This window comes from Bacillus cereus group sp. BfR-BA-01381 (assembly GCF_022663555.1).
GTDB lineage: Bacteria > Bacillota > Bacilli > Bacillales > Bacillaceae_G > Bacillus_A > Bacillus_A pacificus.
Genome location: NZ_JAKUFR010000016.1, coordinates 34,026 through 50,129, shown reverse-complemented (window position 1 = coordinate 50,129; position 16,104 = coordinate 34,026). Strand labels below are relative to the sequence as shown.

The following is a 16,104-nucleotide window of genomic DNA, read 5'->3' as shown; positions in this document are numbered from 1 at the left end:
TCACCCCTTTGTTACACATAGTGCTTCCCATTCTTCACGAATCATCCCCATTCGAATAGAATCATAGTACGTTCCGTTATAATAACGACATTTGCGCATTCTACCTTCTAAACTCATTCCTATTTTCTCCGCTACTTTCATCATTCGTTCATTACCAGACCAAGTCGTGAGCCCTACTCTACCAATCTCCATCTTTTCAAATAGTAAATCTCGATATAACGTTAACGCTTCTGTACCGTAGCCGCCATTCCAGTAAGCCGGATTATAAATGACAATCCCCATCTCCAACCAACGCGTCGGTTTATACTCCCAATAAAATCCGACCGTCCCTATAACTTGACCGTTATTTTCTATAATTAAATTGGATAGAGGTTCTTCTTTTAAACGAGTTTGCATCTTCTCCTTATAGGATGAGTATTCTTGCATTGAAAACGGAAAATACGGTGCATCCCATTTTTTCCATTCTGGATTTTCTTCTTTAAATACGAGATCCCATAATGTTTTTATATCTAATTCTTCAATTGTACGAATTGTTACTTTATCCCCTTTTACGATTACGCTTTTCATAATTTCCTCCTACACTCCTCTTTATTTCATATATAATTATAATATTTTTTCTGAAAAATCAAAACAGATATCGTTTATTATATTGTATAATTTTGTTATAAGATACCAATTATTCATGTAGAAAGCTGGTGATTCAGTGAATAATCGATTTAGCATTGCTTTACTTCTCACTATTATTACGACAAATATTATTCTCTATTTCTTCTTACCATTACGTATTGTTACGAAATGGGACTTCAATGGAACGCCTACATCAACAATGGATAATAGTACTTTTGTGATCGTAAATATAATTATATGTTCCTTCTTATTCTTTTTATTTTTAGCTTTATCTAAAGCAACGAGTAACGAGAAATTTCTCCATTGGATCGGCAACACAATGTTACTATTCTTATTTTTTGTCGATATTGTCATTGCCCTTATAGCTCTTGGTTTTTCACTTCCTCTTGATCATTTTATATTTTTAGGATTAGGGCTTTTATTTATATTAATAGGTTATTTCAGTTCCAAAATTGATACGACTAAATCAACCGTTTCCTTGGAATGGAATGATAAGCACCTTGAAAAAAGAGCTTCAAATATTAGTAGTATTTCAATGATGATAGCAGGTATTTTCCTAGCGGGGCTTCCATTTATCGTTTCTACTCCTTATAGAGGTTATGCTATACTAGCGATTATTTTAGGAATGACGCTTGTCATTTTACCGAGTACGATTTATTTACTTATTAAAGATAGCAAGCAATCTACTTCTTAAAAAAATAGGAGGTTACATCCCTCCTATTTCAGCTAAATATTTTCTTTTTCGTCTTTTCTATCTCAACTAAAATCCCTTTCTCTATCCAACCTTCTACTCCATCTTTTTTAATTAAATCATATCCTGAGCAGCTACCATCAATAAGAGAAACAAAGTCACCTTTTCTTACACTTATTTGCGCACAAGATATATCCGTTTTCACTGTGTATTCACCTGAATCAAGTTGCCTAATATATTCATCTTTCACATAAAGTAATGTATTCGTTTCCTTTTGCCTGCATATTGTGTAATCTTGCTTCTTCTCAATAGGCTCTATGTAATAATGCGGATAGGTAACCCCGCCCTGCATTGTTGCATCGGCATGAAAATCTGCTATTACTTCATACTCTGGAAAACAGTCTACATATGTATAAGAAAACTTATCACCTGTTGGTTTCCTCTGAATGATAAATGCATTTAATTGCCCTGCCTCTTTAATCGTATTTCCGCCGTCAATTGCAATAATCTTTTTTTCCTTATCAATAACAGGATTATTAGACGGTGCTTCATCAGAATAGTTCACAACAGGCCAATGTCCAACAACTACATACTTATTTGCTTTATGTGATTGATTGAAAAACTCCGGCATTGCTATCGCATTTTTTCGTTCTGTTTCTTTCCAATCCTCTCTATCTTCAAGGCCAGCATGTACAAAAATATAATCTTCCGTTTCAATCGCTGTTGGTAATTCTGTTAGCCACTTTATTTCTTTTGAGAAATGGCTCATTAATTTTCTTTTCAATTCACGGATATCACTTTCTTCATGAACGTTAATATTCAATTGCCCTAGCCATTCATTAAAAATTGTATTCTTTTGCGTACATAAATAATGTATTAGCGCCGGATTTTCATTTACAAGCGCTTCAACTACAACTTCACAATTCCCTTCAACTACATAAACGTTTGGCTTACTAACTACTAGATCCATCACATAGTTTACGACGCCAATACTATTTCTTCCTTTCTCACAAAGATCGCCATTAATAATTAAATAATCTTCATCTTGAAAATTAACTTTATGTAGTAGTTCCTTAAAAAGATCTAATTCTCCATGAATATCAGAAATAATGATGACTCTTACATCATTTGGTATAGATAATTTCTTTATTTTTTCCAAGTTTAAACGCTCCTAACATTCTCTAAATTCAAGATTCCATTTTTAATTTCTAATATTCGACAAATCATATTGCTAGACCTGTTCCTAGCTCAAATCTGAAAAAGAAAATAGGTTCCATATATCTTTACATATGGAACCTACTTAATATTATAACGCTTTATAAAAAGAATAGCTTACCTTATTAAAGCCCTCTCTTTCATAAAAACGATGTGCATCAATTCTTGGAAACGCAGATGTAAGAACGATAGAACTGCATCCTTTTTCTTCCCCCCATTTTTCTACATATGACAGCAGAATCTTACCATACCCTTTTGATCTGTGAGCTTCCGCAGTTACAAGGTCATACACAAAAACATGTTTCTCATTATAAAAATTCGTACAAATCGCTACACCAGCTAGACTAACAACTTCTTCATCTTCATTACGTAGCGAAAATAGTTTATAATTTTCTTCTTTCATTTTTTGAAATAAAGAACTTGCCTCTTCTCTTGAAATTTTCGTTCTTAATTGTTGTAATACGGGAAATACATCGTGTAGATCCGCTTCTGTTACTACTGCTTTAACATTCATTATGATTCGCCCCTTACTATTTATAAAATTTTCTAAATGTTATATCATTATTATAGAAAGCGACTGCCCTTAGTTTAAGTGACAGTTCTATTGTTTTTTATAAGGCCAGTATAAAGTGAAACTTTAATCAGCCCTCACCAATTGGGCTTTTACGGGCAGTTGATTCCCACCTAACTTCTTTGCTTCCGCTGAATTTTGAGGTGAGGGTCTTACTGCCCGTTAATGCGGGATAAAAAGGAGCGTCTATAAATGGATTTGAATATTCCTTTAGTGTTACAAAATAAAACACCTATTTACTTACAAATTTACGAATATATGAAACGCGAAATCTCTCATGGATCACTATGTGCTGGTACACGCCTTCCTTCTCACAGAAATTTAGCTATGCAGCTTAATGTGAGCCGTATTACAGTTGAATCCGCTTATCAACAATTACTAGCTGAAGGTTACGTAGAAAGCAAACCGAAACGCGGGATTTTTGTTGCGGAAGTAGATATTGATGTCATTCAAAAGAAACAACAAATTGCGTCAAACAGTGCTAACAATAAAGAAAAAGAACAATATAATTATGATTGTAGTCAAGGACTTATTGATCAAAAAGCTTTTCCCATAACAAACTGGAAAAGAGCATTACACGAAACTTTATTTCAGTATGAAAATGAATTATTTGCCAAAGAGGATCCACAAGGTGAGCTCGTTCTACGAGAACATATTTCAAAATATTTATATCATGCTCGCGGGGTACATTCTTCACCTGATCAAATTATTATTGGAGCAGGTACGCAGCCTCTTCTTTGGCTACTCCTTCAACTACTTGGTTCAAAAAAAGAATACGGAATCGAAAACCCTGGATTTCACCGTATACCTGCTATGATTCAAAGTTCTGGCCTTCCTGTTCACCCTATCCCTTTAGATGATAAAGGAATTCATATTTCTGCTTTACGTGAATCGGGTTCCAATGTGGCATATGTCACTCCATCTCACCAATTTCCACTCGGAATCATTATGCCGTTATCTAGAAGACTCGAGTTATTAAAATGGGCGAATGATTGTAAAGGGTATATTATTGAAGATGATTATGATGGAGAATTTCGCTATATTGGAAAACCTATTCCTTCTTTACAAGGACTAGATTCAAATGAACGTGTTATTTATATGGGAACTTTTTCGAAATCTTTTTTACCTTCTTTACGAATGGGATATATCGTTTTACCACCTCATCTGCTAAAAACCTATAAAGAACTTGGTGGTATGTATAAACAAACGGTTTCTACAATGCAACAACTTACCTTTGCTACCTTTATTCAAAGTGGGGATTGGGAACGTCATATTAACCGAAGTCGTACGTTATATAAAAGAAAGCATATTTCTTTAATTAAATCTATTACAAACGAAATGGGGAATAACGTGCATATACTCGGTGAACAATCCGGACTTCATATTGTACTTCACGTTCATAATGGTATGAACGAACAAGAACTTATTCATGCAGCTGCAAAAGAACGTATTAAGTTATACCCTCTCTCGACATACGATTCTGTTCATAATGTGAGGAAGGAGTCATATGTATTACTCGGTTTTGGTAGTATTCCAGAGAATCGTATCGAAACCGTTGTCCAATTATTGAAAAAGGCCTGGTTCCCAAAATAAGAATAGCTCCACGTAAGTATAACTTACGTGGAGCTATTTCATTCACTATTTTTCTGATCTCGCTGCCCTTCCCGGACGTTTGACACCAGTTGTTTCTGTTGAATAAGACGCTTCAATTATAGCAGTTGGATCTACAGAGAGAACGAGATCTTTCATTTTCGGATAAATGAAACGGTTTGTAATACAGTAGATGATTCTCTTATGTTCTCCTAAAAAACCACCTTCTCCATGTAGATATGTAACGGATAATTGCAGTTCTTTCATAAGTAAATCGCCTATTTCTTTATTCTTACCAGAAATAATCATAACGCTCTTTCCTTGATTAATACCATCTAATATGAAATCAATCATCTTCGTAACAATATAGAAAATTGCTAATGAGAACATCGCTTGTTCAATTGAAAACAAAATGGCAACAAAGATAAAAATAACTGCATTTACAGCAAGTAAAAATGTACTAATCGGCACTTTAAAATGTTTATTCATCCAAACAGCTAACATTTCTGATCCATCAATTGCTCCGCCCATTTTTACTACAATCCCTACACCAACACCAAATAGAACTCCTCCATAAAGAACAATTAACAATTCAGAAGTTGTAATTGCTGGAAATGGTTTTAAATAAATCAATCCGAGTGTTGTAACAACATTTGCATAGGATGTACGAATAAAGAACTTCTTTCCCATTACTTTTGCAGTAAATAATAAAATCGGAATATTAATTCCTAAGAACACCCCATAAAGCGGCAACCCAGCAACTTTATTCGCCATAATTGCAATAGCAGTTACCCCGCCATCTACTAATCCGTTAGGTGCTAAAATAAGCTCCAATGAACCCGCTACAATAATCGAGCCAATTGTTAATAATATGTATTCAAATACTTTCTTCATTCATTACCCCCAAAACTTATATATTTTCTTAGTATTATTTTAACGTAATTTCAATGCCAATTCAAAGATATCAGTTTATATACACAAAAGTTTCACCTTTACAATGATTTTTTATGTAATTTATTTATAGAAACACACTTACATATTACAGTAAGTGTGCTCCAAACATTTATTTAAGTTTTGAGTATGAATTCATTTTTAAGATTTCATTAACTGCCCTATTATAACCACCAGCATTTCGAAGTGACTCTCCAACTTTACGACTATTTTCTTTAAACGTTACATCATTCATCACTTTCTTTACAGACTCACGTAACAATTCAGAAGTGAGTTCTTTACGATTTAGCCTTATTCCAGCCCCTACTTCATTTACTCTTTTCGCAACTAAAGGCTGATCTCCTGTTACCGGAATTACAACTAATGGGACACCGTAATATAGTGCTTCACTTGAACTATTCATACCACCGTGTGTCACGAATACATCAGCATACTGTAATAGTTCTAATTGCGGCACATAATTATACAACTTAAAGTTATTCGGAATGTTTTCAAATTGACTTATATTTATCTTCTTACCAACAACTAATACGACTGTCGCTTCTATACCTTTAAACGCTTCAAAACATTTTTCATATAACTCAGGTTGTTCATTAAAAACTGTTCCCATAGAAATGAAAATCAATTTTTTATCTTTTAAATCTTCCATAGGAAAGCTGCCTACTTCTTTACGCGTAGCAATTGATGGGCCAACAAACTTATACGATTCATCGAATACATCTGAACGCGGCTGATATTCCTTTGAAGTATACACAATTGTAATATCACCAGGATGGTTCATAATATCATACATACTATTACATTTCATTCCATACTGTTTGTTCCATTTTTCCATTCCCGCTAAACAAGATTGATACAATGGATTCGTTTCATCTACTTCTCTTGATTCATGTTCATCGTTAAAAGTAATGTACTGATTAAAAGCAAACGTTGTACAAGAAGAAACACTAGGTAATTTTAAAACATTGGCTATAATACGTCCTACTGGAAAGTGATTATCATATATCAAATAATCGTACTTTTCCCCTTTTGTTTCTTCTACAATTTGAGTAACAATACGTTCTGATGCTTCCATCATATGAGACAGCATTGTCAAAGGACTCCCACCTTCATTTACTCGCTCCATAATATTAATTTGAGAGAGGAAATTCTCAAACACTCGGAATTGTGCACCTGTTGCTTCAATCTTCTTTCTATAATCTTCAATACAATACGAAACAACTGTCTCCCCTCGCCGAATTAACTCACTTACAATAGCTAAAGTCGGATTTATATGACCTTCTCCAGGGAAATTTATTACGAGTACGTTTGCCATCATATTCTCTCCTATCTAATATTATTAATAATTAATTATATTAATTAATTTAAAACTATTATAAAGGAATCTATTCTATTTCTTCACATTTTTCTCTTCATTTTATTATTGAGAAATATTTTTCATAACCTACTTTATACCCCTATTGAAAGTGTGCTTAACTCTTCATTTACTAAAAAATATGAGATTTATATTTTGTATTTTTACAGATTTATCATCAAAAAATTATTTTGACAATTCATACAAAAGTAGAAAAATATAATTTTCACACTGATTTCTCACCGTAAATTTATTTAAGTTCTATGTTGTCCCTATCATTACCCACTTCGTACACATTCTGTTATATAATGAATTTATCGAATTTACAGAAAAGGAGCACCTTCATGCTACAACAACTCTTCGCTTCACCTATTTTATCTGTTCAAACTTTACATCCAAGTTATGAAGACCATGCAAGCGATGTGTTTCTCGTCCAAACAAAAGATGAAGAAGTCATCGTTCGTTCCTCAAAAATGACTGAAGAACCAAACAATGATTTTTGGTGGGGATGCAAAAACCTTTTTGGAATCGATCCAAGGAACGTACATCAGTTAGAATATATACACGAATTATTGAAAAAGCATACTAACTTGCCCATCCCCACTATTTTGCAAAAACATGTTTTAAATGGCCGAAAGTATGTTAGTGTCGAAAAACTAACAGGAAGTACGCTGCAATCCTTTGTCGGACAATCTGATTCAATTTTATTCAGCCTTGGAAAAGGACTAGCAGAAATTCATTCGTTTCAAGCAGAGTTTATAGGAAATCCATCAGGTACTTTCCAAGTTCCACTAGAAGAATGTAAGTCTCACATATTAAAAGTCAGTAAAGAACTTGTAAATAGGTTTTATTCCAATAATGCGAGCATCCGTAACGCATTTCCTACTTTTGAACAACAACTTTCTTCCTTACCGGTACCAAAGGAAGCAACGCTCGTTTTAATTGATATGGACCCTACTCAGTTTTTATCAGATGGTACAACTATTACAGGTTTAGTAGATACAGAAGCCTATGCAGTTGCTCCCCGAGAACTTGATTTTATCAGCTTAGAATATGTATTTACAGAAAAGGAAACTCATGCTTTTAAACAAGGTTACGAAACCATTATGCCCATTCCTCGTCTTGCAGAATGTAGACATCCTTATCGATATTTGTACCGGTTATTATCTATTCAAGGCAGTGTGGAGTTAGAGAAGTGGCTAAATCATCCATCCTATTTTTAAATACGAATGTGAGGGATTATAAAATGAATATTGAACGAAAAAAATCTTTAACAGCAAACGAAATTCAGCACATGAAAGATTTAGCTCATATTTGCGGGCAACACGATCAAATTGATTACTCGTCAGATTTACATATAAACTTTTTAACTGCTCGTAATAAAGAAGAGATACATGATTTTTTACTCTATGACGATACTCAATTAATTGGTGCATTAAGTATGTATGACTTTGAAAGATCGACAAAACTGGAGCTAATAGGGTTTGTTCACCCAAACTATAGGAAACAACATATAGGTGCTACTCTTTTGCAAACCGCAATGAAAGAAGTACGAAAAAGAGAGGTAGATGAAGTACTTCTTATTATGAATGGGGATTCTGCTTCCGGGAAAGAATTTGCAAAGCATATGAAGTTACCTTATTTATATAGTGAATATAGTATGGAGTTCCAAGCAAAAGAAGTGCAAAAACCAACAAAGAATACTTTACAGCTCACTCTTGCATCTTCAGAATCACTTCTTGATCTTATTGACCTTTCCAGTCAAGCCTTTGGAGATTCAGTAGAAAATACCTCTATATGGTTACAAAAAATGATGAATTCACCTTCTCATCAAGTATATAGTGCTCTTATCGACGAAAAAGTGATAGGAACGATTACAGTTTCGAAGCAAGAGCAATCTACTATACTATCAGGATTTGCCGTTCATCCTTCCTATCAAGGTAAAGGATACGGAAAAGATATTCTTAGTTATATGGTACATACCCTTATTACAGAAGGAGCTTCAACAATTGAATTAGACGTTGCAACAAAAAACATCAATGCTTTACAACTATATACACAATGTGCTTTTGAAATGAAAGCGAAGCATGACTACTATAATGTAATGAATTTTGAGGTGAATGCATGTGTCTAAAAAACTAATATATTCTGATTATGATATTTTCGCATCCATTTATAATAAACATTGGGGGCATTACGCTGAACACTCCTATCTACTTTTGGAAAAACTCATTTTACAATATGCACCACCACACTCTCATATTTTAGATCTTTGCTGCGGGACTGGTCACCTTACTAAGAAATTAATTGATAATACTTTTGTAGTAACTGGTATAGATGGTTCTGCCCAAATGATTGAATACGCACGTCAAAACGCGCCAAACGCAACCTTTATCGTCGATGATGCTCGCTATTTCAACATAAATGAGCAATTTCAATATGTTATCTCTACTGGCGATAGCTTAAACCATATTTTGAAATTAGATGAATTAAAACGTGTTTTTCGCAATGTTTATTCCGTATTACATAGCGAAGGTACATTCGTATTTGATATGAATATGGAAAAAGGGTTTCTTGAAAATTGGATTGCTTCGTTTCATATTTCAGCGGATGAATATGTTTGTACGATTGATTCTACATATGATGATGAAAATAAAAAAGCTATCATGAACTTTATACTATTTCAACATGACATAGATAATAATTGGGCAAGAAGTGATTTTTCTTTTGAAGAGGCTTGTTATTCAAATGAAGAAATAATTTCTTCACTGGAATCCGTAGGTTTTAAAAACATTCAACTACACGGTACAAATAGAACATTTTTCATTTGTCAAAAATAAAAAAAACTGAATCATATCGATTCAGTTTTTTCTTAGTATATTTACAATAGCAGTCGTTTCATTATTTTCTTTATAAACTCGCGGGATTCTTCTGTCTAACATACATGTAACTTCATAGTTAATTGTACCTAACATATCTGCTACTTCTTCTACCGCAATTTCTTCTTCACCTTGTTTACCGTAGAATACTACTTCGTCTCCCACTTGTACTGGCATTGCTTTTGAAACGTCTAACATAAGCTGATCCATACAAACACGTCCAATAACAGGTACTCGAACTCCATTTATTAATGCATGCCCTTTATTAGATAACTGACGGTTATAGCCATCAGCATAACCAATCGGTACAGTTGCAATCCATTCTTCACCAGTCGTTACATACGTATTCCCATAACTTACACCGCGATTTTTCTTCGCATGCTTAATATGGGCTACTTTTGATTTTAACGACAACGCAGGCTGTAAAGAAACAACTGAATGATCTACCTCTTTTGAAGGATACATTCCATAAATCCCAATACCTACACGAACCATATTTTGAAATGTATTGCTAAGTTCCATTGAACCTGCACTATTTGAACTATGAATATATGGAATATGAATTCCTAATTCTTTTGCTGCATTGACAGCTTTCTCAAATAAACTTGTTTGCATATTCGTATATGATTTATCAATTTCATCTGCCGTAGAGTAATGTGTAAACATTCCTACTACCTCTACATACTCCATACGGTTTAATTCTTCTAAAAATGGTTTAACCTCTTCTTCTTGTAAACCGATACGACTCATTCCTGTATCAATTTTCACCTGAATTTGCGCTTTCTTTTGAAGACGTTTTGCGATTTCATTTATACCTTGTAAATCTTCACTTCTATAAACAGTCATCATAACGTCATATTGAATTGCCTCTTCCGCAGCTGCTACTGATGTATAACCTAAAATTAAAATCGGCACGTTAATTCCTGCTTCTCTTAACTCTATCGCTTCATCTACAAATGCAACTGCAAGCTGATTTATTCCTGCTTCAATAGCAGCTTTCGCAACTTCAACTGCCCCGTGGCCATACCCATTTGCTTTTACAGCAGCCATCATTGCAATATTTTCATCATTCACTCGTTTTTTAAATTCTTTTACATTATGTTTTACTGCATTTAAGTCAACCTCAACAATTGTATCTCTTCCATATTTCAAACTCATTGGTCTAACTCCTAACTCAATAATTGCATTCCATTCTATTTCACGTTTCATATGACCTTTTACAATATAATACTTTTCAATATGCTAGTCAAACTACTAGAATTTTCGGAATTTTGAGTATGATATAATACCCTCAAGAAACTATTATATACGGAGAAGAGGAGAATTACAATGTTTGTACAATCTGCATTGCATCAACTTAAAGTTGCTGTTGATACTTCTATTCAAATGCTTAACCAATATAATGATGTCGATTTAAAAATACAACCCATTCACGCAAAACGATCTGTATTTGAAATGTGTGCACATCTTTCTCTTATTTGCCATGCAGATCTACTCATTTTAAATGGTTTTACGGAAAAACAAATGTACACTTTCTATAAAGAACAAACACCCGAAACAATTACGCAAATACAACAAACGATGATACAGGGATACGATTTACTTTCTAAAACTTTTTTATCCTACTCCAATGAACAATTAGCGGAAATAAAGACTGCTTATTGGGGGATTTCTTATTCACGCTTTGAATGGTTGCTTGAAATTGTTGCACACTTTTATCATCATCGTGGGCAAGTTCATATTTTACTATGTGAGCATATAAAAGATCCTAACATACCTTTATTTCAATAAAGGTATGTTAGACGACATGAAACTTCTCTAAAGCAAATAAAATACCACCTTCACTCGCCTTCTTTGTAACAAAATCAGCTCTTGTTTTTAACTCTTCTCCAGCATTCCCCATCGCAATACCTAATTCTACATACTGCAACATCTCAATATCATTTCTACCGTCACCAAAAGCAACCGCTTCTGATTTACAAATATTTAAATGATCTAATACTTTTTGAATTGCGGTGAGCTTCGATACTTTACTATCTTCCAATACATTTATTACGTAATTATGAAAACGCTCAAACGTAAGCATAGGATATCTTTCAAGAAATTTTTGAGCTTCTATTTCATCTGAATACAGACATAAGCAATAGATTTCTTCTGACAAATCCCTGCTTTTTTCAGGATACTTCTCTAAATTCAACGTCTCGCTAAGCGCTTGCATTACACGCTCATTATCCGAGGCTATTCCGTTCATTGCAAAATCCTCGGTAAAATAAGAAATACCGTGACCATGTAATTCAGCAAATCTCGAGATACCATGAACGATTTCACGTGAAAGTACTGATTTATGTATAACTTTTTCACCACATTTTATATGGGCACCATTTGCAGAAATAAACGTATTTATGCCTAGTTCCATAAATTGCGAACATAAGCTATATGGTCTCCCTGTCGTAACAACTACATGAATCCCTTTATCTATTAACCTTTGTATCGCTTCTTTTGTACTTTCGTGCATACTTCTATCAACCTCACTTAAAAGCGTACCGTCAACATCGAAAAATACAACTTTGTACATAATTCTCTACATCCCGTCCAAATGATTCGTATCATTAATGAAATGTACCGTTTTTTGTTCACCGTCAATTTCAATTAAGCTTATTCCCGTATCTCCCATTTTAAAATAATAGTCCATTGAAATTGGCATTTTGAAGAACGCACGTAATAGACTATTTATTACACCACCGTGTGCAACAATTGCTATCCGTTCATAAGTATTCTCTGTTACGATTTTAGAAAAGATTCCTTCTATTCTCATTCTAAATTCAATAAATGACTCCCCGTTTTCAAAACGATCATGAAGAAACTTTGGCTCTGGATATTTCTTTGCTTCTTCAAATGATAAGCCTGCTTGCACTCCATTATTGAACTCCATTAATTCCTCTTCTAATTGAATTGGACATCCAATTCCTTCAGCTAACGTTTCACCTGTTTCACGAGCACGTTTTAATGTACTTGCCCAAATGAAATCTGGCGGAAAATCTGCTTTCACTTTCTGTACAAGCCTTTGCACTTGCTGTCTTCCCTTTTCTGTTAATTCAAAGTCAGCTCGTCCTTCATGTACCTGTAAAATGTCCGCTTCGGATTCTCCGTGACGTATTAGTAGTATTTGCATGTATATTCCCCCTTATCTCCTTAAAACCAAGACTAAATTTTAACATATTATTTAAAAAATTCAAAACAATAAAAGCAATCCTCATTCATATAAGAATGAAAATTGCTTTTATTACTAACTAATTTTCTTTTAAACTTTCTTTAGACCTTCCGCCTACTCCCCAATGAGAACTTGGGATTTCATTCACTAAAACACGAACCCGTCCAACATCTACATCTAAGTTTTTCGCAACTACCTCTGTAACATCAAATATTAGATTTTGAATTTGCTCCTGCTTTCTACCTTCTATTATTTGAATTTGTATAATGGGCATTTTTATCTCTCGCTTTACTATTTATTCACAAAACATTGCTACACTTCCCAAATCATCAAATTGTGCAATGATAGAATCTCCGGCTTTAAATGCAATCGCTTCAGATAATGCTCCACTTAATACAATATCACCTTTTTTAAATCCTTCATTTTGTAAACCAAGTTTATTTACCGCCCAAGCAATTGCCTCTGCTGGATGTCCCAGTACAGCTGCTCCTGTCCCAGTCGTAGCAATCTTACCGTTCTTTGACATAACCATTCCTACATTTGCTAAATCTATATTCTTAACATCAATCCATTTACTTCCTAACAAAAATTTTGAAGAGGAACAATTATCTGCTATTACATCAGGTAATGTAAATTTAAAATTTAAATATCTACTATCAATCACCTCTAAAGCTGGCGCAACATATTTTGTTGCCTTTAATACATCGTCAGCTGTCACATTCGTTCCCTGTAAATCCTCACCTATTAAAAAAGCAATCTCTGGCTCTATTTTCGGATGAATCAGCGTTTCATATTGTAATGGCTCCCATTCGAATGCAAGCATATCGTGCAACAAGTATCCGTAAATCGCTTCATCAATCCCCATCATTTGTTGTTTTGCCTTACTCGTTAATCCAAGTTTCACACCAACTCTTTTAGAACCTTCGCTCATTTTTTGTTCAATTAAACGTTTTTGCAATTTATAAGCATCCTCTACTGTTAAATCAGGATGCTTATCCGTTACTTTTACTACTTCTTTTCTTTCCTTTTCAGCTTGAAGTAAATAGTCAATAATTTCTATATCTGCCCCTTTCACTAAAGCCATATGTTACACCTCCATTTTTATCTTTGCTAATTCTGCAGCTACATCTAAAATCATATCCTCTTGTCCTCCAACTACTTTTCTTTTCCCCAGTTCTATTAAAATATCACGTGCGTCTACATTAAAGCGTTGTGCCGCCCTTTCAGCATGTAATAGAAAGCTAGAGTATACCCCTGCATATCCCATTACTAGACTGCCTTTTTGAATTTCTTGTGGTACTGGTAATAACGGGGCAACAATCTCCTCTGCGACGTCCATCATCTTATATAAATCTATATCTAGCTTATATCCCATACGATCCAAAACAGCAAGCAATACTTCTGTTTGAGTATTTCCAGCTCCTGCCCCAAGACATCGTACACTTCCATCAATACGTGTCGCGCCCTCCTCAATTGCAGTAATTGTATTTGCTACTGCAACCGAAAGATTATTATGACCATGAAAACCAATTTCAATATTTAAAGATTGACGCAAAGCACGAATACGTTCACGTACTTCATGAGGCAATAAAGCTCCTGCAGAATCTGTTACATAAACTGCTTCTGCACCATAACTTTCCATAAGCTTTGCTTGCTCTACTAACTTTTCAACCGATGCAGAATGTGCCATCATTAAAAAACCGCACACTTCTATACCTAACTCACGTGCAAATTGAATATGTTGAGCGGAAACATCCGCTTCTGTTACATGTGTTGCTACACGAACAAGTTTCGCACCGATATTTGCAGCTTGCTCTAATTCATGAATCGTTCCAATACCAGGAATTAACAAGACAGCTACTTTAGCTTGCTTACACTCATCTACCGCGGCTTCAATGAGCTTCATTTCATTAACTAATGACTTCCCATATTGTAAAGTAGAGCCACCTAAACCATCTCCATGACTCACTTCGATATAATGCATACCTGCCTCATCTAATGTCCTTGTTACAGATCGAACTTGCTCTTCTGTAAATTGATGTTTCATTACATGACTTCCATCACGTAAACAAACTTCCGTTATTCTCACTGGTCTTTCACTATTTCGCCTCATTCATTACACCTCTTTTCTTCTCTGAAATGATTTGCGTTGCAAATTCTTCACCTACTTTTAATGCTGCAGCTGTCATAATATCTAAATTACCGGCATAAGGAGGAAAATAATCTCCAGCTCCTTCAACTTCTAAAAATACAGTTACACGATTCCCATCAAACATTGGCTCTTGTTTCAAAGAGTAACCAGGAACATACGTCCTAACTCGTTCAACCATCTTATGAATTGCTTCATAGATAGAAACCTCATCCATATCCTTAACTTCACAATAAATCGTATCTCTCATTAATATAGGTGGCTCTGCAGGGTTTAATATAATTATCGCCTTCCCCTTATCAGCCCCACCAACTTCTTCAATTCCACGCTTTGTCGTAATTGTAAATTCATCAATATTTGTCCTTGTACCTGGACCTGCACTTAAACTGGAAATTGTAGCAACGATTTCTGCATATGTAACATTCGCCACCTCATTAATAGCATGAACAATCGGGATTGTTGCTTGTCCCCCGCACGTAATCATATTAACGTTTTTCTTATCTAAAAAATTATTATTTCGAATAGCAGGACAAACAAATGGCCCATATGCAGCCGGTGTTAAGTCAATTACTATTTTTTCAAGCTCTTCTAACGTTTTCGCATGATAACTATGTGCTTTAGCTGAAGTTGCATCAAATACAATATCAGCTAAACTGGGATTATCAATAATCGCCTGTATTCCATTATCAAAAACCTCATATCCGGCTTCTTTCGCTCTCTTTAAACCATCCGATTCGGATTCTATTCCAATCATGGCATTTAGCTCTATAACTTTACTATTTTTTAATTTATACATTAAATCCGTACCAATATTACCTGATCCAATTATAGCCGCCTTTACTTTCTTCACGTCTATCCCCCCTTTT

18 protein-coding genes are annotated in these 16,104 nt (G+C 34.4%); 6 read left to right on the top strand and 12 right to left on the bottom strand.

Features of this window, described 5'->3' with window-relative positions; translation table 11 throughout:
* The gene (locus tag MR079_RS08175; protein ID WP_061688174.1) at positions 1-567 is read right to left on the bottom strand and encodes a GNAT family N-acetyltransferase; all 567 of its coding nucleotides are present in this window, start codon (positions 565-567) and stop codon (positions 1-3) included.
* A gap of 136 nt (positions 568-703) precedes the next feature.
* Here MR079_RS08175 and MR079_RS08170 point away from each other — a divergent pair, with 136 nt between their 5' ends.
* Entirely contained in the window at positions 704-1,321 is a 618-nt protein-coding gene (locus tag MR079_RS08170; protein WP_139867463.1) for a DUF1648 domain-containing protein, read from the top strand.
* A 28-nt stretch (positions 1,322-1,349) separates the two neighbouring features.
* On the opposite strand, the gene MR079_RS08165 is transcribed toward MR079_RS08170, so the two are convergent.
* Positions 1,350-2,477: a metallophosphoesterase gene (locus MR079_RS08165; protein ID WP_242293831.1), complete on the bottom strand. Its 1,128-nt coding sequence runs from the start codon at positions 2,475-2,477 to the stop codon at positions 1,350-1,352.
* Positions 2,478-2,624: 147 nt separating this feature from the next.
* The gene (locus tag MR079_RS08160) at positions 2,625-3,047 is read right to left on the bottom strand and encodes a GNAT family N-acetyltransferase (protein WP_139867468.1); all 423 of its coding nucleotides are present in this window, start codon (positions 3,045-3,047) and stop codon (positions 2,625-2,627) included.
* A gap of 249 nt (positions 3,048-3,296) precedes the next feature.
* Here MR079_RS08160 and pdxR point away from each other — a divergent pair, with 249 nt between their 5' ends.
* Entirely contained in the window at positions 3,297-4,697 is a 1,401-nt protein-coding gene (pdxR, locus tag MR079_RS08155) for a MocR-like pyridoxine biosynthesis transcription factor PdxR (RefSeq protein WP_242293830.1), read from the top strand.
* A 45-nt stretch (positions 4,698-4,742) separates the two neighbouring features.
* On the opposite strand, the gene MR079_RS08150 is transcribed toward pdxR, so the two are convergent.
* Positions 4,743-5,588, bottom strand: coding sequence for a YitT family protein (locus tag MR079_RS08150; RefSeq protein WP_000755119.1), 846 nt, complete (start codon positions 5,586-5,588; stop codon positions 4,743-4,745).
* 169 nt (positions 5,589-5,757) lie between these two features.
* Positions 5,758-6,960, bottom strand: coding sequence for a macrolide family glycosyltransferase (locus MR079_RS08145; RefSeq protein WP_242293829.1), 1,203 nt, complete (start codon positions 6,958-6,960; stop codon positions 5,758-5,760).
* Between the two features lie 383 nt (positions 6,961-7,343).
* Between MR079_RS08145 and MR079_RS08140 the strand changes: the two genes are divergently transcribed.
* The 3 genes from MR079_RS08140 to MR079_RS08130 are packed head-to-tail and all read left to right on the top strand — an operon-like array spanning position 7,344 to position 9,839.
* Entirely contained in the window at positions 7,344-8,222 is an 879-nt protein-coding gene (locus tag MR079_RS08140; protein WP_242293828.1) for a nitrate reductase, read from the top strand.
* A gap of 23 nt (positions 8,223-8,245) precedes the next feature.
* Complete coding sequence (locus MR079_RS08135; RefSeq protein ID WP_242293827.1) at positions 8,246-9,133, top strand: GNAT family N-acetyltransferase; 888 nt, start codon at positions 8,246-8,248, stop codon at positions 9,131-9,133.
* A complete protein-coding gene (locus tag MR079_RS08130; protein ID WP_242293826.1) occupies positions 9,126-9,839 on the top strand; it encodes a class I SAM-dependent methyltransferase in 714 nt (237 codons plus the stop codon). The genes MR079_RS08135 and MR079_RS08130 overlap by 8 nt, the downstream gene beginning before the upstream one ends.
* Positions 9,840-9,860: 21 nt before the next feature.
* Here the strand turns inward: MR079_RS08130 and alr are convergent, their stop codons facing one another.
* Entirely contained in the window at positions 9,861-11,036 is a 1,176-nt protein-coding gene (gene alr, locus MR079_RS08125; RefSeq protein ID WP_242293825.1) for an alanine racemase, read from the bottom strand.
* Positions 11,037-11,207: 171 nt separating this feature from the next.
* Between alr and MR079_RS08120 the strand changes: the two genes are divergently transcribed.
* Complete coding sequence (locus MR079_RS08120; RefSeq protein WP_242293824.1) at positions 11,208-11,669, top strand: DinB family protein; 462 nt, start codon at positions 11,208-11,210, stop codon at positions 11,667-11,669.
* Positions 11,670-11,676: 7 nt separating this feature from the next.
* Here the strand turns inward: MR079_RS08120 and MR079_RS08115 are convergent, their stop codons facing one another.
* The 6 genes from MR079_RS08115 to MR079_RS08090 form a co-directional block, all read right to left on the bottom strand.
* Positions 11,677-12,453, bottom strand: a complete 777-nt coding sequence (locus MR079_RS08115; protein WP_139867484.1) for a Cof-type HAD-IIB family hydrolase — start codon at positions 12,451-12,453, stop codon at positions 11,677-11,679.
* A 6-nt stretch (positions 12,454-12,459) separates the two neighbouring features.
* The gene (locus MR079_RS08110; RefSeq protein ID WP_139867486.1) at positions 12,460-13,050 is read right to left on the bottom strand and encodes a histidine phosphatase family protein; all 591 of its coding nucleotides are present in this window, start codon (positions 13,048-13,050) and stop codon (positions 12,460-12,462) included.
* Between the two features lie 118 nt (positions 13,051-13,168).
* Complete coding sequence (locus tag MR079_RS08105) at positions 13,169-13,369, bottom strand: 4-oxalocrotonate tautomerase (protein WP_313897260.1); 201 nt, start codon at positions 13,367-13,369, stop codon at positions 13,169-13,171.
* A 15-nt stretch (positions 13,370-13,384) separates the two neighbouring features.
* Entirely contained in the window at positions 13,385-14,173 is a 789-nt protein-coding gene (locus MR079_RS08100) for a 2-keto-4-pentenoate hydratase (RefSeq protein ID WP_139867492.1), read from the bottom strand.
* 3 nt (positions 14,174-14,176) lie between these two features.
* On the bottom strand, positions 14,177-15,202 hold the full coding sequence (gene dmpG, locus MR079_RS08095) for a 4-hydroxy-2-oxovalerate aldolase (RefSeq protein ID WP_139867494.1): 1,026 nt from the start codon (positions 15,200-15,202) through the stop codon (positions 14,177-14,179).
* Entirely contained in the window at positions 15,189-16,088 is a 900-nt protein-coding gene (locus tag MR079_RS08090; protein WP_139867496.1) for an acetaldehyde dehydrogenase (acetylating), read from the bottom strand. The genes dmpG and MR079_RS08090 overlap by 14 nt, the downstream gene beginning before the upstream one ends.
* Between the last annotated feature and the right edge of the window lie 16 nt (positions 16,089-16,104).